Source organism: Stappia sediminis (genome assembly GCF_009826895.1).
Lineage (GTDB): Bacteria > Pseudomonadota > Alphaproteobacteria > Rhizobiales > Stappiaceae > Hongsoonwoonella > Hongsoonwoonella sediminis.
In genome coordinates this window covers 188,944-208,129 of the sequence record NZ_WUMV01000007.1, presented here as the reverse complement: position 1 = coordinate 208,129, position 19,186 = coordinate 188,944, and the positions used below count along the sequence as shown (strand labels likewise).

General features: G+C 60.8%; 20 protein-coding genes. 14 read left to right on the top strand and 6 right to left on the bottom strand.

What is annotated here, in order from left to right:
* Positions 1-71: 71 nt before the first annotated feature.
* The 9 genes from kynU to GR183_RS15265 all read left to right on the top strand — a co-directional run bounded on the left by kynU (position 72) and on the right by GR183_RS15265 (position 8,460).
* Positions 72-1,307: a kynureninase gene (gene kynU / locus GR183_RS15305; protein ID WP_160776527.1), complete on the top strand. Its 1,236-nt coding sequence runs from the start codon at positions 72-74 to the stop codon at positions 1,305-1,307.
* A gap of 2 nt (positions 1,308-1,309) precedes the next feature.
* Positions 1,310-2,149 carry a tryptophan 2,3-dioxygenase gene (gene kynA / locus GR183_RS15300; protein WP_160776743.1) on the top strand — a complete coding sequence of 280 codons (840 nt, stop codon included), beginning with the start codon at positions 1,310-1,312 and terminating at the stop codon, positions 2,147-2,149.
* 13 nt (positions 2,150-2,162) lie between these two features.
* A complete protein-coding gene (gene kynB, locus GR183_RS15295) occupies positions 2,163-2,792 on the top strand; it encodes an arylformamidase (protein WP_160776526.1) in 630 nt (209 codons plus the stop codon).
* A gap of 75 nt (positions 2,793-2,867) precedes the next feature.
* Entirely contained in the window at positions 2,868-3,638 is a 771-nt protein-coding gene (locus GR183_RS15290) for an ABC transporter ATP-binding protein (RefSeq protein WP_160776525.1), read from the top strand.
* Positions 3,635-4,342, top strand: a complete 708-nt coding sequence (locus GR183_RS15285) for an ABC transporter ATP-binding protein (RefSeq protein WP_160776524.1) — start codon at positions 3,635-3,637, stop codon at positions 4,340-4,342. The genes GR183_RS15290 and GR183_RS15285 overlap by 4 nt, the downstream gene beginning before the upstream one ends.
* Positions 4,343-4,354: 12 nt before the next feature.
* Positions 4,355-5,227, top strand: a complete 873-nt coding sequence (locus GR183_RS15280; RefSeq protein WP_160776523.1) for a branched-chain amino acid ABC transporter permease — start codon at positions 4,355-4,357, stop codon at positions 5,225-5,227.
* A gap of 10 nt (positions 5,228-5,237) precedes the next feature.
* Positions 5,238-6,188 carry a branched-chain amino acid ABC transporter permease gene (locus GR183_RS15275; RefSeq protein WP_160776522.1) on the top strand — a complete coding sequence of 317 codons (951 nt, stop codon included), beginning with the start codon at positions 5,238-5,240 and terminating at the stop codon, positions 6,186-6,188.
* 435 nt (positions 6,189-6,623) lie between these two features.
* The gene (locus GR183_RS15270) at positions 6,624-7,823 is read left to right on the top strand and encodes an ABC transporter substrate-binding protein (protein WP_160776521.1); all 1,200 of its coding nucleotides are present in this window, start codon (positions 6,624-6,626) and stop codon (positions 7,821-7,823) included.
* A gap of 211 nt (positions 7,824-8,034) precedes the next feature.
* A complete protein-coding gene (locus GR183_RS15265; RefSeq protein WP_160776520.1) occupies positions 8,035-8,460 on the top strand; it encodes a hypothetical protein in 426 nt (141 codons plus the stop codon).
* A gap of 83 nt (positions 8,461-8,543) precedes the next feature.
* Here GR183_RS15265 and GR183_RS15260 read toward each other — a convergent pair whose 3' ends face one another.
* From GR183_RS15260 to GR183_RS15250, 3 genes are all read right to left on the bottom strand, one after another.
* Complete coding sequence (locus GR183_RS15260) at positions 8,544-8,999, bottom strand: Rrf2 family transcriptional regulator (RefSeq protein WP_160776519.1); 456 nt, start codon at positions 8,997-8,999, stop codon at positions 8,544-8,546.
* Positions 9,000-9,092: 93 nt separating this feature from the next.
* Positions 9,093-10,136, bottom strand: coding sequence for a LacI family DNA-binding transcriptional regulator (locus GR183_RS15255; RefSeq protein ID WP_160776518.1), 1,044 nt, complete (start codon positions 10,134-10,136; stop codon positions 9,093-9,095).
* Positions 10,137-10,371: 235 nt separating this feature from the next.
* Positions 10,372-10,584: a cold-shock protein gene (locus GR183_RS15250; protein WP_160776517.1), complete on the bottom strand. Its 213-nt coding sequence runs from the start codon at positions 10,582-10,584 to the stop codon at positions 10,372-10,374.
* A 420-nt stretch (positions 10,585-11,004) separates the two neighbouring features.
* Between GR183_RS15250 and GR183_RS15245 the strand changes: the two genes are divergently transcribed.
* The gene (locus GR183_RS15245; protein ID WP_208999868.1) at positions 11,005-11,340 is read left to right on the top strand and encodes a BA14K family protein; all 336 of its coding nucleotides are present in this window, start codon (positions 11,005-11,007) and stop codon (positions 11,338-11,340) included.
* Positions 11,341-11,395: 55 nt separating this feature from the next.
* Here the strand turns inward: GR183_RS15245 and GR183_RS15240 are convergent, their stop codons facing one another.
* Entirely contained in the window at positions 11,396-12,613 is a 1,218-nt protein-coding gene (locus tag GR183_RS15240; protein ID WP_160776515.1) for a TIGR03862 family flavoprotein, read from the bottom strand.
* A 180-nt stretch (positions 12,614-12,793) separates the two neighbouring features.
* Between GR183_RS15240 and GR183_RS15235 the strand changes: the two genes are divergently transcribed.
* Together GR183_RS15235 and GR183_RS22280 are read left to right on the top strand one after the other, a co-directional pair.
* Positions 12,794-13,819, top strand: a complete 1,026-nt coding sequence (locus tag GR183_RS15235) for a DNA-binding response regulator (RefSeq protein WP_160776514.1) — start codon at positions 12,794-12,796, stop codon at positions 13,817-13,819.
* A gap of 457 nt (positions 13,820-14,276) precedes the next feature.
* Positions 14,277-15,656, top strand: a complete 1,380-nt coding sequence (locus tag GR183_RS22280) for a sensor histidine kinase (protein ID WP_160776513.1) — start codon at positions 14,277-14,279, stop codon at positions 15,654-15,656.
* Here the strand turns inward: GR183_RS22280 and GR183_RS15225 are convergent.
* Complete coding sequence (locus GR183_RS15225; protein WP_160776512.1) at positions 15,626-16,405, bottom strand: glycosyltransferase family 2 protein; 780 nt, start codon at positions 16,403-16,405, stop codon at positions 15,626-15,628. The genes GR183_RS22280 and GR183_RS15225 overlap by 31 nt on opposite strands.
* A gap of 107 nt (positions 16,406-16,512) precedes the next feature.
* On the opposite strand from GR183_RS15225, the gene GR183_RS15220 reads away from it, so the two are divergent.
* On the top strand, positions 16,513-17,310 hold the full coding sequence (locus GR183_RS15220) for a hydroxypyruvate isomerase family protein (protein ID WP_160776511.1): 798 nt from the start codon (positions 16,513-16,515) through the stop codon (positions 17,308-17,310).
* A 133-nt stretch (positions 17,311-17,443) separates the two neighbouring features.
* A complete protein-coding gene (locus GR183_RS15215; RefSeq protein ID WP_160776510.1) occupies positions 17,444-18,610 on the top strand; it encodes an acetyl-CoA acetyltransferase in 1,167 nt (388 codons plus the stop codon).
* 80 nt (positions 18,611-18,690) lie between these two features.
* Here GR183_RS15215 and GR183_RS15210 read toward each other — a convergent pair whose 3' ends face one another.
* The gene (locus tag GR183_RS15210; protein WP_160776509.1) at positions 18,691-19,119 is read right to left on the bottom strand and encodes an FKBP-type peptidyl-prolyl cis-trans isomerase; all 429 of its coding nucleotides are present in this window, start codon (positions 19,117-19,119) and stop codon (positions 18,691-18,693) included.
* Positions 19,120-19,186: the final 67 nt, after the last annotated feature.

The window sequence follows — 19,186 nt, the reverse complement described above, 5'->3', positions numbered from 1 at the left end:
TAATTCTTGTCCAGCCCTTCGATCGCTGTTAGGTTCACGTCGCGTTGAGCGTGAGCGGGAGGATATTTGCGATGGCGCGACTGACGCGGACGGAGATCGAGCGGCTCGACCGCAACGATCCGCTGGCGCATAAGCGCGACGAGTTCGACATCCCCGGTGGCGTGATCTATCTCGACGGCAATTCGCTGGGCGTGCTTCCGCGCGCCGTTCCCGCCCGCATGGCGGACGTGGTCTCGCGCGAATGGGGCGAAAGCCTGATCCGTGGCTGGAACGACCACGACTGGATCGATCTGCCGGCGCGCGTCGGCGACAAGATCGCCCGGCTGATCGGCGCGGCCCCAGGTACGGTGGTGGCAACCGATTCCACCTGCATCAACCTCTTCAAGGTGCTGGCGAGCGCGCTTAAACTAAGGCCGGGCCGAAAGGTCATCCTCTCCGACAGCGGAAACTTCCCGACCGACCTTTACATGGCGCAGGGGCTCTCGGCTTTGCTGGAAGCCGGCCATAAACTGAAGATCGTGGCGCCGGAAGACGTCGAAGGCGCGATAGACGAAACCATCGCGGTGACCATGATCACCCAGGTGGACTACAAGACCGGCCGCCGGCATGACATGCGGGCGATCACCAAGCGCGCGCATGAGGCAGGGGCGCTCGCCCTCTGGGATCTCGCGCATTCGGCGGGCGCGTTTTCCGTCGACCTCGCGGGCGCGAATGCGGATTTCGCGGTCGGTTGCGGCTACAAATACCTGAACGGCGGTCCGGGCGCGCCGGCGTTCCTCTACGTGGCGCCGAAACACCAGGAAACGATTACACCTCCACTAACCGGTTGGATGGGGCACGAGGCACCTTTCGCCTTCGATCTCGACTACCGCCCGGCGAAGGGCGTCGACCGCATGAGGGTCGGCACGCCGCCGGTGCTTTCGCTTTCCGCCCTCGATACGGCGCTTGATGTCTTTGCGGACGTCAATATGAACACGCTTCGGGAAAAGTCCGTCAGCCTTTGCGAACTATTCATCGCCGAGGTCGAGGCGCGCTGCCCCGATCTTGTGCTTGCATCCCCGCGGGATGCGCAAGCGCGTGGGTCGCAAGTCTCGTTCCGCTGCGACTACGGCTACCCGCTGATGCAGGCGCTGATCGCCCGTGGCGTGATCGGCGATTTCCGCGCGCCCGATATCGTGCGCTTCGGGTTCACGCCGCTCTATCTATCCCATATGGACGTCCTCAAGGCGGCGGAAACCCTCGAGGAAATCGTGGCAACGCGCGCCTGGGACCGGGAGGAGTTCAAGAAGAAGGCGAAAGTGACATGACGATGCCCGGCACGCCTTACGATCCGGCGGACGACGGCGCCCAGATGGAATTCGACGGGCGGATGTCCTATGGCGACTACCTTGCCCTCGACAAGGTGTTGAGCGCCCAGTCGCCGATCTCGTCCGCCCATGACGAAATGCTGTTCATCATCCAGCATCAGACGTCGGAGCTCTGGATGAAGCTTGCCATCCACGAGCTTGTCGCGGCCAAGGGCAAGATTGCGGCAGGTGATCTTTCGCCCGCCTTCAAGATGCTGACGCGCGTTGCGCGAATCTTCGAGCAGCTCAATTCCGCATGGCAGGTGCTGCGCACCATGACGCCCTCGGAATACGAAGAGTTTCGCGACCAGCTTGGCCAGTCCTCCGGCTTCCAGTCCTACCAGTATCGCGCGATCGAATATCTGGCTGGCAACAAGAACGCCGCCATGCTGCGCCCGCATGCGCATATCCCCGAAGTGCATGCGTGGCTCGACGGGCTGCTGCATGAGACCAGCCTCTATGACGAGGCGATCCGGCTGCTCGCGCGCGAGGGATTTGCCATCGACAAGGCCATGCTTGAGCGCGGCCCGTCGACTCCGCACGAGGAGAACGAAAGCGTTCGCGAAGCGTGGCTCGAGGTCTATCGAGACCCGCGCAAACACTGGCCGCTTTACGAGCTTGCCGAAAAGCTTGTCGATTTCGAGGATTACTTCCGCCGCTGGCGGTTCAACCACGTAACCACCGTCGAGCGGGTGATCGGCTTCAAACGCGGCACGGGCGGGACGTCGGGAGTGGCCTATCTGCGGCGGATGCTGGAGGTCGTGCTTTTTCCCGAACTCTGGTCGATCCGCGCCGATCTTTGAGGAGACCGCCGCCTTGGCACGCATCATCGATATTACGCCGTCCGTTCGGGCCGGCATGGCCATTTTCCCGGGCGATGCGGAATACCGCACGAAGAATACCTTCGGAATAGGGCCCGAATGTCCGGTCAATGTCGCAGAATTTTCCATGTCCGCACATTGCGGCGCACATGCGGACGCCCCGCTGCATTACGATGCCGGAGGCGCTTCGATCGATGCGCTTGCGCTTGAGGATTTCATCGGCCCGGCCCGTGTCATCGATGCGCGGGGCCAAGGCCCGCTCTGCCGGCCGGAAGACGTCGAAAAATTCCTTGCGGATGTTCCGCAACGCGTCCTGCTTCGGCTTGAGACGCAAGTCGACTACATGGAGTGGCGCGACGATTTTCGTGCGCTCGCACCTGAAACGGTTGATCTTCTTCATGGAAAAGGTGTGAAGCTCGTCGGTGTCGATGTACCTTCCGTCGATCCGGCGACTTCGAAAGACCTTCCGGCGCATATGGCATTTTTGCGCCACGACATGCGTATTCTGGAAAATCTCAGGCTAAACCTTACGGAAACAGGGGATTTTGAGTTGATCGCGCTGCCTTTGAAGTTACAAGGGCTGGACGCGGCACCGGTCAGGGCCGTGCTGCGAAGATTTGACTGACCCTGAGACACATATTTCAAGAACAAGAGCGGCAAGAATGCCGTTTGAGGCGAGGGGCTGGAGGCGAACGTCCATATGCTGGAAGTTGAAAATCTCGTCATGGAGTACGGTGGCTTTCGCGCCGTCGACCGGTGTACGCTGACCGCGGAAGAAGGACACATCACCGGCCTGATAGGTCCGAATGGCGCCGGCAAGACGACACTCTTCAACCTGATCGCCGGCGCGATCGAGCCCACGTCCGGGCGCATTCGCTATATGGGCGAGGACATCACCCATCTCTCCGCCGACAAGCGCTTTCACAAGGGGCTGGTGCGCACCTTCCAGATCCCGCACGAATTTCACCGCCTGACGGTGCTTGAAAACCTGATGATGGTGCCAGGCCATCAGGCGGGCGAGAGCCTGTTCGCCAACTGGTTCGCCTGGGGCAAGGTCGCGGGCGACGAACGCGAAACGGAAAGGCGCGCCTGGGAAACGCTGGAGTTCCTGGAACTTACCCATGTCGCCGACGAGAGGGCGGGCAACCTTTCCGGCGGTCAGAAGAAGCTGCTGGAACTGGGCCGCACCATGATGACGGACGCCAGGCTCGTGCTTCTGGACGAGCCGGCGGCGGGCGTGAACCGCACGCTCCTGCGCAAACTTGAGGAGAAGATCGCGATCCTCAACAAGGAGCGCGGCTATACCTTCATCCTCATCGAACACGACATGGAAATGATCGAGAAGCTCTGCCACCCCGTGATCTGCATGGCGGAAGGTACGGTACTCATCGAAGGCGATTTCCAGACCGTGCGCTCCGACCCGCGCGTTCTCGAGGCCTACCTCGGCGAAACCGTCGGAGACGCCGCATGAGCCCGCTTCTCGATATGCGCGAAGTGCGCGGCGGCTATGGCGATGCCGATATTCTCCAGGGCGTGTCGCTCAACGTCGCGCCTGGCGAAATCGTCGCCATCGTCGGACCGAACGGCGCGGGCAAGTCGACGGCGATGAAGGCGATCTTCGGCCTCCTGCATGTTCGCGGCGGCAAGATCACCATCGACGGTAAGGACATCACCGGGCTGAAGCCGAACCTGATCGTGCAGGCAGGCGTGTGCTACGTGCCGCAGGTCGACAACATCTTCCGCGAGATGACGGTTCACGAGAACCTGGAGATGGGCGCGTTCCTTCGCTCCGGCGACCAGACCAGGGCTTATGACCGGGTCTACGGCCTGTTTCCGGATCTGAAGGAGCGGCGAAAGACGCTTGCGGGAAACCTTTCCGGCGGCCAGCGGCAGATGGTGGCTATGGGCCGGGCGCTGATGCTCGATCCCAAGGTGCTGCTGCTCGACGAGCCGACGGCAGGCCTTTCGCCCCGCTACATGGAGCAGATTTTCCAGATCTGCCGTGATGTGCGCGATGACGGGGTGGCGCTTCTTCTGGTCGAACAGCACGCCAAGCAGGCGCTTGCCTTTTCCGACCGCGGCTATGTGCTGGCCTCGGGCGCCAACCGCCACGAGGGAACGGGGGCGGAACTGCTGGCCGACCGCGAGGTCGCTGAAATGTTCCTTGGCGGATAAGGGCTAGGGTCAATGGAATTTCTGGAACTCCTGAATTTCTACATTATTCCGGGCCTCGTGCTCGGCTCGATCTATGCGCTCGGCGCTGTCGGCATCACGCTGGTCTTCGCGATCCTGCGCTATGCGCATCTTGCCCACGGCGATATTGCGACGCTTGGCGCATTCGTCGCCTTCGCCGCCGTGACGCTCCTCGGTCTGCCGGTCTATGCGGCCCTTCCGGTCGCCATGGTGGTGACGGCCTTTGCAGCCGTCGGGATAGACAAGCTTTTCTACGATTATCTGCGTGAGCGCCCGCGCATCGTTACGGTGATGGCCTCTCTGGGTGTGGCGCTGATGGTGCGTTCCCTTGTGCAGGTGATCTGGGGTGTCGATGCCGAATCCTATATTCGCGGTATCGCACGGCCTGAAAACTGGTGGGGCATCCGCCTGAAGGACCGCGAGATCGTGACGATCCTCACCATGATCGGGCTTGTGCTCGCGCTGCAGCTCTTCCTCATGAAGACGAAATGGGGCAAGGCGATGCGCGCCATGTCAGACAACCCGAACCTTGCGCTTCTTTCCGGTGTCGACAACGGCAAGGTCGTGTTCCTGACATGGCTGATCGTCGGTGGACTTTGCGCCGCTTCGGGCTTCTTCCTCGGCCTCAACACCGAGCTGAAATCCATGATGGGCTGGCAGATGCTTCTGCCGATGTTCGCCGCAGCCATTCTCGGCGGTGTCGGGCGGATCGAGGGGGCGGTGCTTGGCGGGCTGATAGTCGGCGTCGCGGAAGAGGTCTCCGTCATATTCATTCCAAGCGAATACAAGGCCGCGATGGCATTCGTCATTCTATTGCTCATGCTGCTTCTGCGCCCGACAGGGCTGCTGCGCGGCAAGGTACTATAAGGGGGCGGTGATGGAGTGGATCGGACTTCTCAACTACGCCGTCTTCATGGCGATCTTCATCTGCATCTACGGATTGCTTGCGCTTGGCCTCAACATCCAGTGGGGCTTCACCGGCCTTTTCAATGCAGGCATCGCGGGTTTCTTCGCCGTCGGCGCCTATGCCTCGGCGATCCTGACGACGCCCGAGGCGGCGGGGCGCATCGGCGGGTTCGACCTGCCGGTGCCGGTTGGTTGGGCCGGCGCCATGGTGCTTGCGGCCGCAATTGCATGGCCGATCGGCAAGATCTGTCTCAGGTTCCGCTCCGACTATCTTGCGATCGCCACCATCGGCGTGGCGGAGATCATCCGCCTTGTCGTGAAATCCGAGGACTGGCTGACGAACTCCGCACGTGGCGTTACCAACATCCCGCGCCCGTTCGGCGACCTTCCATACGTGCAGTCGCAGCTTGCCTATCTCGCGCTCGTGGGCGGCATTCTTCTCGTCGTCTACCTGCTGGTGGAACGCCAGATTGCCGCGCCCTGGGGGCGAATGATGCGCGCGATCCGCGACAATGAGCTTGCCGCGCGCGCCATGGGCAAGGACGTTCCCTTCCGCCGGCTGGAGGCCTTCATCTTCGGTGCCGCGCTCATGGGGTTGGGCGGCGCGCTTTTCGCGCATCTCAACCGCGCGATCACGCCGGAAGCGATCGACCCGATGGTGGCGACGTTCCTGGTCTGGATCATGCTGATCCTCGGCGGCTCGGGGAATAACCGCGGCGCGATCCTTGGGGTCGCGGTCGTCTGGGTGATCTGGTCCTTCTCCGAGATCCTGACCGACCAGTTTCCGCCGGAAATCGCGATCAAGGCGAAGTATATCCGCATCTTTCTCATTGGCCTGATGCTGCAGCTCGTGCTGCGGTTCCGGCCGGAAGGCATTTTGCCGGAACCGCAGCGCGGCGTTTCCGGAAAAAAGGATTTATGAGTGCAGGCCACGGACTCATAAATAAGGTTGAAATGGTATGCGCGGATTTGTTCGGATACGCGGCGCAAGCCTGCAGGAAACCGTCCGGTTTTCAAAGGCTTGCAACAATGTTGCCGGGCAAATCCGCCATATCCTGAAAGGACGCGTAAACGGCTTTGACCTGCTTTGTCGAAGCGCTTGACCGGGTGGCCGACCCGCCCGGCGCGCTTCTCCTCGCATCTCTTTGCCGTTTTGAGCGCCATTCCAGCCTTATTTATGAGACCGTGACCTTAAGTAAGGGGTTGAGAAACCGGCGTTTCCGGTAAAGACTGCGCGTCACGAAGAGCCATGATCCGCTTTCAGGGGGAAGGTGGACGAAACGCTCTGTCACGGCCGGAGCATCCGGCTGGAGAAAAGACGGCGGAAAACTGCCGTTACGAATGGTGGAGGTTACCTATGAAAAATATTCGTCTTGCGCTCGCCGGCGCCCTGCTTGGAGCAACCGCAATGGCCGCTCCGGCCCATGCCGATGTGAAGATCGGCCTGCTCGGCGGCGTGTCCGGTCCGATCGCGGCTATGGCGCCAGCGATGATCGACGCCGCACAGCTTGCCGTGCAGCAGGTGAACGACCAGGGCGGCATCCTGAAGGGTGAAAAGCTGATTCCGGTCGTCGGCGACAGCGCCTGCAACCCGCAAAACGCGACCGACGCGGCCACGAAGGCGGTGAACATCGAAGGCGTTGTAGCGATCGTGGGCCCGCATTGCTCGGGTGCCGTGCTTGCAGCGGCCAATTCGGTCGCCGTTCCTGCTGGCGTCGTGATCATCACGCCGTCCGGGACCTCGCCCGAAATCAGCAAGCTCGACGACAAGGACCTCGTCTTCCGCACCGTGCCGTCGGACGATTTTCAGGGTCGCGCGCTCGCCCGCACGCTGCTTGAGCGTGGAACCAACAAGGTCGCCGTCGCCTACCTCAACAACGACTACGGCAAGGGCCTCGCCGAAGCCTTCAAGGCCGAATTCGAGGACAAGGGCGGCGATATCGCAGGCTTCGCCGCACATGAGGAAGGCAAGGCCTCCTATCGCTCCGACCTTGCCGAACTCGCCAACGGCGGTGCCGACACGCTCGTCATCTTCGATTATGGCGACGGCGCCGGCCTCACCATGCTGCGCCAGGCGCTCGAGAACGGTTTCTTTGAAAACTTCGTGGGCGGCGACGGCATGAAGTCCGATGCCCCGATCGCCGAACTTGGCGCGGAAAACCTGACCACGTTCACCGCTTCCTCGCCGGTCGGTGCGAAGTCCGATGCGCTTGACGTCTTCAACGAGGCCTTCAAGGAGGTGGGTGGCGATCCGGACGCGATCTTCGTGACCACGTCTTATGACGCCGCATTCCTGGCCGCGCTCGCCATCGAAAAGGCCGGTGGCGACAAGGCGAAGGTGGCCGAAGCGCTGCGTTCCGTCTCCGACGGCAAGGGCGAAGTGATCCTGCCCGGCGAATGGAAGAAAGCGAAGGAGCTGATCGCGGCCGGCACCGACATCGACTACAAGGGTGCCGCCGGCGACCATGACTTCGACGAATTGGGCGATGTTCCGGGCGTATATGCGCTCTTCAAGGTGCAGGACGGGGCTTTCGTCGTCGATACCGAGATGAAGTAAGCAATCATGGAAGGGCGGGAGTTATGCTTCCGCTCCATACCGAACGTAGAACGGCGGTCCTTATGGCCGCCGTTTTTCTTTTTAACCCGTTTTGCTTGCGCTATTTTGCAAACGAAAATGCACTTTATGCGAGAGAGTTTTTAATCTTCCCGTAAAATGGATATTAAACTTTAGATTGTATATCCATCCCTTACGTTAGGAGGTGGTGAAAATGATTGCGCGCACTCGAGTTTACATGTTCGGCTTTTTCGCGTTGCTGCTGGCGGGTTTCTACGTCTACGACCGCTTCGACAAGGCAACGAACTATCTTCCCGTCGAAGCGCGGGTCGTCTCGGTGGAGACGCTTTGCCATGGAACGCGGACCAAGAGAGGGATATTGACCAAAACCAAGGAGACGACGCGAGAAGGAGACTGCGACGTCCTGCGGGCCCTTGTTGCGACACATCCTGAATTCAAGGGATTTCATGTGGTCGAAACCGCCTACATCTCCTTCAGCTATAAATCTCCGGTGGATGGGCAAACTCACAGCGGCCAGCACAAGAAAACGGTGAGGCCGAATTCCATTCTCGCGCGGAAGGGCGAGATGATCGAAATCCTCGCATCGAAGCAGGATCCGGAAAAAACCGCCAAACTGTAATTTATCGCTCTCGATGTAAAGCGGAGCCCATACGCTCGTATCACCCGCGTGTGGGTCTTGCCAGTCGCTGAAAACAATTGAGGTTATGCGGTAGCGGCGACCTGATCGTCCATTTTCAGCAGAACGCGGATGTTGGACTGGTCGGCGGCAAGCTCGGCGATCGTATGGCTGTCGAGCACCATCATGAAGGCTTCGAGCGCCTCGTGCAGCAGGCCGTTGAAGCCGCAAGAGGGGATCAACGGACAGTCCCTGCGCCCCGAATTGAAGCATTCTGCAAGCTGGAAATTCTCTTCCGCCGCGCGCACCACTTCGCCGACGGTGATGCGCTCCGCGGGCTTCGAAAGCACGATACCGCCGTTGCGCCCGCGAATTGTGGTCACGAGATCCGCATCGACCAGCACTTTCATGATCTTGAACAGATGCGTTTCGGACATGCCGAAACTGGCGGCGATTTCGGGAACCTTGCTCGGTTTTCCCGGGTTCGCCGCGCAGTACATGAGCGTTCGCACCGCGTAATTGGTCTGCTGGGTAAGTCGCATGGGATAGATATGCGGCGCATGGCGCGCTACGTCAACGCGGATGAGATCCAAATCATTGAGGAAATTGCGGCCCGGCCTTTCGAGAAAGCGGGATCACCCCGAAAATCCGAACGGCAGGTTTTCTCGGATATAGATTTCGATGCGAATGCGTTCCTGTCCCTTGACGAGCGGTGCATTGTCGACAAGCGCCTTCAAAACGCGCGCAGCACTGCGGATCTCGTGGCCTGGGTCCTGACAGATGAGAGCATCCAGCGTACCGGCCTCCAGCGCCTGGGCCGAATGAGGGGTCAACTCGTGGGCAATCGTGACGGGTTTGCCTGGTGCGGCGTTGGCCTCAAGGCTCGCGATGAGGCCGCGCGTGCCCGATCCGACGTTATAGAGACCGACCAGTTCCGGTTCGTTCTTCAGGAGGTCCGTCGCCGTTTCGCGAGTCAGAATGTCATCGTCCCGGCCTTCGCGAACCGGCAGCACCTCCAGATGCGGGTAGTCCGCCTCCAGCACGGCGCGGCAACCTTCGACGCGCTGGGCATGGTCGCTCAGCGCCAGCGTGCCGCATATCAGCGCGATCTTGCCCGGTGCTTGCGGCAGGAAACGGCCTATCAGCCTGCCAGCGACCCGGCCGGCGGCGACATTGTCGACGCCCACGAAGTGGTCGCGCCCGGCGGCGGCTACATCCGAAATGAGCGTGACGACGTGAACGCCACGTTCGCGCAAGGTGTCTATCGCCCGGCGGATAACCGGCGCATCCTGCGCGACGACGGCCACACCTTCGTATTCGCCCGGGTCTATCTGCGACAGCGCGGAGGCGAGAGCCGCCTTGTCGAAGGTATCGACATGGCGCACGGACAGCGTCACCCGGTCCATCAACACCCGTTCGGCGGTTGCGAGCGCCTCGCGCGCAAGTTGCTGCATGAACGGGTTTCGGCCTTCGGGCAAAAGGAACAGGAACCGGTCGCTGCGCTTCTTGGCAAGGTTCGCCGCGTAGGGGTCGGGCCGGTAGTTCAGCTCCTGTGCCGCAGCCTCCACCTTGGCGATCGTCTGGGGGCGAACGCCGGGGCGCCGGTTCAGCACACGATCTACCGTGGCAAGGCTTACGCCGGCCCGGGCGGCGACGTCATGTATCGTTGTTTTCGTCATGGATCGCCCGTGACCGATCCTTTCGCGCCAACTGAAGATTGATGTCCACGGCTTCTTCGGCTTCTCATCCGCAAAAACCGGAACGAGATCCGATCATAGCCGCCTTGGGTGAAGATATCACCACCACTTTGGCATCAATCGATACCGGAAATGACTTTCGCATTAATCACATAACAAAACGCCGCCGGAAGCCGGCGGCGTTCTTCAACGTTTGTCGATCAGGCAATGCCCGATGTCAGGCGAGCTCGATCTGCGCTGCCTGAAGGCCACGGCCGCGGCGATCTTCCTCGGCGATGTAGGAAAGCGATGCGCCTTCCGCCGGAACGGCTACGCCGGAACGCTCGAAAGCGGTGATGTGAACGAAAATGTCCTTGCCGCCGTCAGCCGGCGTGATGAAGCCGAAGCCGCGATCATGGTTGAAGAACTTGAGGGTGCCAGTCTGGCGCATGGGGAAACTCCTGTCCCGCGGTAGTTTAAGTCGTCGCCCGAAAGCGAAAGTGGAGACGGTCAGTTCATTCAGTTGCGGGAAAGGCAGCTCAATCCGGCGGGTCAGCCTCCACGGCCTTGCGCCCAACGTCACAGTCTTAACCGGGGAATGAATTCTCAAACCCGTCGTAATCCGGCTCGCGCCGAACGCGCGCACTTTAAACCTGTCCCGGCCAGCCCGCAACAGCGCAATGACGCTACGCCCCTTTTACAGACGCGATTCGTTTCCATTCCGAAATCCGCAAGGGCGTGATGGCTGTCACATCACGATTTTGCTTCCGCGCCTACCTTCCTTCAATCGAGGGACGGATCAATCGCATCCCGATCGACAACGAATACGGAACAGACCGCAGGGAAATCCAGACAGAGGGTAAACGCCATGATGAAGAAATTCGCAGCAACCGGCCTCGCAGTAGCCATCACCACTGTCGCCGCCCTTTCCACGGGCGCAAGCGAAGCGCAGGCCAAGAAATGGTACTGGAGCCCGGGCGCGGCGGCCGCCGGCGGCTTTGTCGCCGGTGCCGTCATCGGTTCGGCTCTCGCCGCACCGCGCTATGCGCCGCCTCCAGCCTATGTCGAGCCTGGCCCCGTCTACTACGGCCCGCCCGAACCGTGGACGCCGGCCTGGTACGAGTATTGTTCGTCGAAGTACCGCACGTTCAACCCGGAAACCGGATATTACTTCTACAGGCCGGGCAGGGCGCGCTTCTGCCAGTAACGGGCGATCTCAATCGCATCGAAAAACCTCCAGCGGCGTCCGCTGGGGGTTTTCGTCATTTCTCGGCAAGCCAGCGCTCGATGCCACGGGCGGCGGCGATGCCGGTGGCGAATGTCGCCTGCAGCAAATAACCGCCGGTCGGCGCTTCCCAGTCGAGCATTTCTCCCGCGGCAAAGACACCCGGCAGGGATTTCAGCATAAGGTTCTCGTCCAGCGCGTCGAGCGAAATCCCGCCGGCACTGGAGATCGCCCGGTCGATGGGCTCCGTTCCTTGGAATGTCAGGGGAAGGGCCTTGATCAGGCGCGCAAGCTCCTGCGGATCGGAAGGCAGCGGGCCCGCCTCGCGCAAAAGCGCGATGACGACGGCAGGCAGCCTTGCGGTTTTTTTCAAGAACGTGCTTGCCGACTGCTTGCCGCGTGGTCGGGAAAGCCGCACAGCCAGCGCGTCATCCGTCATGTCGGGCCGAAGATCAAGGGCCACCTTCGCCGGACCGCCGGAGTTGATCGCTTCCCGCAATTCGGCTGAAAGCGCATAGACCGCGCCGCCCTCGATGCCGCTTGCGGTGATCGTCGCTTCGCCCATCACCGCTTTTTCGCCGATTGTGATGCGGATGCGCTTGAGCGGCGAACCGGCAAAACGCTCCGCGAAATGCGGGCTCCAGGCGATCCTGAAGCCGCAGTTCGAGGGCTGAAACGGTTTGACGGACACACCCATGCCGCCAAGCGTGCCCGTCCAGCCGCCGGTGGAGCCCAGGCGCGACCAGCTCGCGCCGCCGAGCGCAAGCAGCACCGCATCGGCCGGCTGCACGCTTGTTCCACCGTCGCGTTCCTTGATCAGAAGGTTGCCCGCCGGGTCGAATCCTTTCCACTCGCAGCGGGTTCTGATTTCCACGCCTTGTGCGACAAGTCTTCGTGCAAGTGCGCGTACAAGGGGCGAAGCCTTGAGCGAGGCGGGAAAGACGCGCCCGCTCGATCCGACGAAAGTGCTCTGGCCAAGCCCTTCGCACCAGTCTCGCAATGCATGAGGGTCAAAGTCGCCGATCAGCGGTGCCAGGAAGCCGCGGGCCTCACGATATTTCGACAAGAAGCCCGGCAGATCCTCGCTGTGGGTGAGGTTGAGCCCGCCGCGCCCGGCCATCAGGAACTTGCGCGCGATAGAGGGCATGCGCTCATATACCGTCACGGGATGGCCGCCGGACGACAGGTGGTCCGCCGCTATCATCCCTGCGGGCCCCGCGCCGACTATTGCTATTTTCCTTTGGCTTCTTGCCATACGGGTGGTCCGATGCTGCCAGGTACATGTCTTGGGCGCGCTATAGCCGCGCCGTCCCGGTTTGTCATCCTTGCGGATCGGCGTCCCGTCTTAACAGAGCGCTAATCATGGCGGGACTATTCTTGCACCGTTAAGCCCCTTTAAGCCGGCATACGACTACTGGTTGCGGTGGATAACCAGGTGCTGCCGAAGGGCCAAGCGGGGAAGGACGAGGTCGCCATGCGCCCGACAATCATGTTCATAGATGACGAGATACGCATTCTGAACGCGCTTCAGCGGCAATTGTCGTCGGCCGGAAAACGCTGGAGCCTGTGTTTCGAGACGGATCCGCAAGATGCCGTCGATACCGCGGTCGAACTCGAGCCCGACGTCGTCGTTTGCGACATGCGCATGCCGGGAATGGACGGGATCCAGCTTCTGAGCGCGCTGCGCGCGCGCGGGCTCGATGCCTCCGCCATCATGCTGACAGGCAGCAGCGATCTTGAGGTCGCGACCGCGGCGATCAACGTGGCGGGTGTGTTCCGCTTTTTCACCAAGCCCTGTACGCCGGAAGAGCTGATGGGCGGCATCGAAGCCGCCCTTGCCGACCGGGAAAGGCGGCGCAGGGCAATGGACACCTTTGCGGAGTTCAAGGCATTCGACCTCGTTTCCGCAGCCATGTTCGTGTTTGCGGATAGCGATGAGCCGCTTTACACGAATGCGACGGCGCAACGTATGCTGCAATCGGGGCAGAACTTCCGTACCGCACCCAACGGCAGCCTGAAGCTTCTCGACGACGGCCGTCCGCTCGACCTCGATCTTCTGGTGGAAAAGGTGCGTACGACCGGCGAGGCAGTGCAAATGGGCCTGGCGCGGAAGGAGGCCATGTTTCCTCTTTCGGCCACGTTGCGGCGGCAGGAAGAAAGCGGCTACGTCGTTCTCATCGCGACAGATCCGGACGAAGTGGACCCGCCTTGCGCGACGGTCATCGGCGACGTCCTGAAGCTTACGCGCAGCGAAGCCTCGCTCGTCTACAATCTGGCCCTGGGTCTCAGCGTCGCGGAAGCGGCCGAAGCATGCGAATTGTCGGTGCAATCCGCGCGCACCTATCTAAAACGCATCTACCAGAAAACGCGCACGAATAGGCAGTCGGATCTCATGCGCCTTGTTTACAGCGTCTTTCCAAACCATCTGTTGAGGGATCGCCGGGCAGTCGCCGACGCCTGATTTTCGCCTAACGCGCGAAACCAGGAAGACTCCCGGCTCAACGCCCAGACGAACAAGGCGCGCTGCCGGTTTGCAACGCGCCTTCTCGTCAGTTGTGCTGTCAGGCGCGGCCGGAGCAAGGCCGGGCCCGGAGAAGGAAGAGGCGGTGTCGAGGCTGGCTGGGAGCTACAGTCGCCTTTGTTGTCCCCGTTTCCTTTAAACGATAGATGCCACTTGCGAGACGTTGTCCAAATCCCCGTTTTGGGACATGGATCATGTTTCCGCACAAAAGCCCAGGTTAAACTTAACGAATTGCATCCGCGCCTTGTTCGATTTTCGGAAAACATCGTCCTTTCAACCGTCAATGCCGATAATGCGGCTTTTCCTGCGATAGTTCGACTTTTAGCGAATGGGCAAACGCTTACGAAAAAGCCTTTGCTTAGGGTTCCGGTGAAGCAGCAGTTCGAGGGGCCGGGGCGTGGCGCGAAGATCATCAAAAGGCGTTATCGAATTCCGCCCCGCCAGCGCGTTGAACGATGGCAGCATCCGGCCCTTGTGGACGTCGGGGCGGGACACCTCCAGAACTCTTGCGAATCTCCTTCGCCTTTTCACCGAAGAGACCGATGCCGAAGCCTTCGCTCAAGGGGCGGCGCGCGAGTTCGCGGCGGCGTTTGCGCCGGCTTCCGTTCTTTTCATTCGCCGGAAGACGCCCGGATATCAGGTCGAGGCGGCACGTCTTGCCAGCGAAAACGTCCTCAAGGAGGACTTGTCCGGGCTCGTGTCAGCGGCCGGATCAAAGGAATTCAACCGGATCGACGACCTTACCGAGCGTGCGTTCTGGAATGCCGCCGGCCAAGAAGTCCGCGAACTCGGGCGTTCGGCACTCGTCTCGACGAAAATGCTCGATGACGGCGCGAGCCTGGTTATGTGCCTCAAGAGTGCGCCTCGCGCATTCGACCGTGGCGATGAAGAATTGTTCGAAACCATCGCGCATGCAGGCCACGAGGCGGTTCGACGCCAGGCGGCGGCGCGCGCCGCACGTCAGCAAGCCGTTAGAACACGGCAGAACCAGAAGCTCGAGGCGCTTGGCACGCTCGCAAGCGGCATTGCGCATGAAATCAACACCCCCGTGCAGTTCGTCGGAGACAACCTTCGTTTCCTTGAAAGCAGCCTGCCCGGGCTTTTGGACAGCGAGACAGCCGGCGGGGTTGGCGATCCGGATTATCTGCGCAAGGAAATTCCGGCCGCGATATCCGAGGCGATCGGAGGAATCGAGCAGATCGGCAGGATCGTAGCGTCCATGCGCGGACTGAGCCACCCGGGAAGCGGCGTCGCCGCCCCCTGCAACGTCAACGAGGCGGTAGAGGGCACTACGATAATTTGTCGAAACGACATCAAGCATGTCGCCGATGTCATCCTGGATCTCGACCCGGCGTTGCCGGAAATCGAAGCCTATTCAAACGAATTGGGCCAGGTCTGGCTAAACCTCGTCGTGAACGCCGTTCAGGCGTTGAAGGTCTCCAGGCAGGTGCGCGATGGTGGGCGCGGGTTCCTTGCAATCCGCACACGCCACGAACAACCGCATGAGATCATGATAGAAATCGAGGACAGCGGCGTCGGGATCACGGCCGAAAATCTCGAGCGCATCTTCGATCCCTTCTTCACCACCAAGGATGTGGGGGAAGGTACCGGACAAGGCCTGGCGATCGTGCATGATATCGTGGTCAACAAGCACGGCGGGCGCATCGACGTGATCTCACGCCCCGGCGAAGGTACCTGCTTCACGATCTTCCTGCCGACGAAGGCGGGAACCGGAGAAAACGGACTTCAGCGGCTTTCGCCGATCTCCAATTCATAGCCTTTGGCCACGCGCAGGAAACGCGAATAGGCGTAGTTCATCGAGATGATGACGCCCCACCAGCCGTAAAGCGCATAGCGCCTGCCGAAATAGGCCTTGAGGAACGAGATGGGGAATTCCGTCAGAATTCTCCACCGCGGCAGCTTGCGCCCGCGTTCGGCAAGGTCTGCCACCTGCATGGCGGAGTATCGGTTCATCTTGTCGACCTGAAACCCGATCGAGCGGAGGGAGCGGTGCTCCATCACTTGCCTGAGGCGGCCGAGCCGTGCGCCGGCAACGGGACGGACGGTGTCATGCACGGGAGATTCGGAAAAACGACCCTTCTCGCGATCGTAGAGCCTGATCTGGATGTAACCATAAGCCCAGGGCGCGGGGCCGGTTTCATGGGCGTACACATCGTCTATCGAAACCTGCCAGCAATCGGCATCGGCAATGCGTCCGGTCTCGAAAAGTGCATGAATCTCCTTCGCAAGGACAGGCGTTACAGCCTCGTCGGCATCGAGGTTGAAGAGCCAGCGGTTGCGGCACTGGTCTTCGGCGAAACGTTTCTGCGGTCCATATCCCTGCCAATCGTTGTATATGACACGCGCGCCGTGCGCTTCGGCCACCGCGGGCGTGCCGTCGCTCGACCCGCTGTCGACGACGATGACCTCGTCGAACAGGCCGATGACACTGTCGATCGCCCGCCCGATCCGGTCGGCTTCGTCCCTGGCGATGATGAAGGCCGATACTGGAAGGGCATCTGACATGGAATTTTCCTGTACGGGTAGTCGTTCAGAAATAACCACCCGTTGCACCTTGGTTCAAGAATCCTGCTGGGTTACCCTGAGAATCCACATATTTGGGGAGGGGTGGCGTGATCCAGCTTGCGGCCAATATTGCATTTCTTTTCTCCAATCGCCCGTTTCTTGAGCGTTTCGAGGCGGCAAAGGCAGTCGGATTCGATTGCGTGGAATGCCACTGGCCATACGACCATTCGATCGAGGAAATCGCCGGTGCGCTGGAACGCAGCATGGTCAGGCTTACCGGGATCAACACGCCGCCCGGAGATATGGGCGCCGGGGAATTGGGTCTTGCCGCCGTTCCGGGACGAGAGGAAGATTTCGAACGCGGCTTCGATCTGGCTCTTTCCTATGCCAAGGCGCTCGGTGTGCGAATGATCCACGTCATGGCCGGAAACGTGCCGGACGATGCGCGCACCGCCGCTTTCGAGACTTTCGTTTCCAACCTCAAGAAGGCGGTCGAAAAGGTGGGGTCGTCGGGGATCACACTTCTGATCGAGCCACTCAATACGATCGACAGGCCGGGTTATTTCCTGACAAGTGTCGAACAGGCGGTCGAGGTGCTCGATGCCGTAGGCTCCGATCGGGTGAAGATCCTCTTCGATGTCTATCATGTGCAACTCCAGCAAGGGAACATCATCAATCGGCTGGAGTGGAACTGGGCTCGCATTGGCCACATCCAGATCGCGGCGGTGCCGGATCGCGGCGAACCGGATACCGGCGAAATCAACTACCCCTTTGTGATCCAGCATCTGGTCATGAAGGGTTACTCAGGGCTGATCGGTGCGGAATATCAACCGCGCGAAACCACGGAAACAGGCATGGCATGGGCATGGCAATATGGCCTTGGGCGAACGGGAAATCCGGAGTAACAAATTGATATATATAAAATAATACTCTTGTATTGACGTGCCCGTAAATAAAATTCTTGCCTTGCCGGACCGAAGGTGAAACGATCCGGCCCGAATTCGTATATAGTCCTGTCCTTTCACGGGAGAACGACCAATGACCGCCGCCATCGTAGGTTGGGCGCATACGCCATTCGGGAAGCATTCCGAGGAAACCGTCGAAAGCCTGATCGTGCGGGTCGCGCGCGACGCGATCGCCGATGCGGGCCTTGAGCCGAAGGATATCGACGAGATCGTTCTCGGCCATTTCAATGCAGGCTTTTCGGCGCAGGATTTCACTGCTTCGCTCGTCCTGCAGGCCGACCCGGCCCTTCGCTTCAAGAGGGCGACGCGGGTGGAAAACGCCTGCGCGACCGGGTCCGCGGCCGTGCATCAAGGCGTACGTGCGATCAGGTCGGGCGACGCCCGCCGCGTGCTCGTCGTCGGCGTCGAGCAGATGACGACGACCCCGGGGCCGGAAATCGGCAGGAACCTTTTGAAGGCTTCCTATCTGCCCGAAGACGGCGATACGCCCGCGGGCTTTGCGGGCGTATTCGGAAAGATCGCCCAGGGTTATTTCCAGAAATACGGCGACAAGTCTGACGCGCTTGCGAAGATCGCCGCAAAGAACCACAGGAACGGCGTCAACAATCCTTACGCCCAGATGCGCAAGGACCTGGGCTTCGATTTCTGCCGTGCCGAAAGCGAGAAGAACCCGTATGTCGCAGGCCCGCTGAAGCGGACGGACTGTTCGCTTGTGTCCGATGGTGCGGCAGCGCTTGTGCTGACCGATATTTCCTCCGCACTTTCACACGACAAGGCGGTCGCCTTTCGCTCGCAGGCGCATGTGCAGGATTTCCTGCCGATGTCGAAGCGCGACATCCTGAGGTTCGAGGGTTGCGGCGAGGCATGGCGCAAGGCGCTCGATCGCGCGGGCATCACGCTCGATGATCTCTCCTTCGTGGAGACGCACGACTGTTTCACCATTGCCGAGCTTATCGAATACGAGGCGATGGGTCTGGCACCGGAGGGCGAAGGTGAGCGCGCCATTCTGGAAGGCTGGACGGAGATGGATGGCAAGCTGCCGGTCAATCCTTCGGGCGGGCTCAAGGCGAAGGGTCACCCGATCGGCGCGACGGGCGTTTCCATGCATGTGCTGACGTCCATGCAGCTTACGGGGAATGCCGGCGGCATTCAGGTCAAGGGAGCGGAACTCGGCGGTGTCTTCAATATGGGCGGCGCCGCTGTCGCCAACTACGTATCGATCCTCCAGCCGATCCGCTGAACGCTCGAAATTCCGTTCGAAAAAACAAGGCCGCCGAAGCACCCGGCGGCCTTTTCATATTGTTGTTCTGCTGGCGCCGGTCAGGCGATTTCCACTAATTCCACGTCGAACACGAGATCCTTGCCGGCAAGCGGGTGGTTCGCGTCCAGCGTAACGTTCGCATCGTCAGTTGCGGTAACCGTGAAGACGAGCAGGTTTCCGTCACCGGTGGTTGCCTGCAGGCGCGCGCCGACCGTCGGGTCGATTTCCGGCGGGATCATGTCACGCGGCACCTGTTGCACGCGGTCGGCGTGATGCGGGCCATAGGCGTCATCCGACGGAATGGTAACGCTCTTCTTCTCGCCGACTTCCATGCCGTCGACCTCGCGATCCAGACCATTGATGATCTCGCCGGCGCCGACGGTAAATTCCAGGGGATCGCGACCTTCGGAAGAATCGAATTCCGTCCCGTCGGTCAGCTTTCCGGTGTAGTGGATGCGAACCTTGTCGCCCTGTTTCGCCGTCGTCATGAGCTGTTCCTTCGTTGCTGCGCATTGAGGCAAGACTGGCTCCAACAGGTCGCCGGCAGAATTGCGC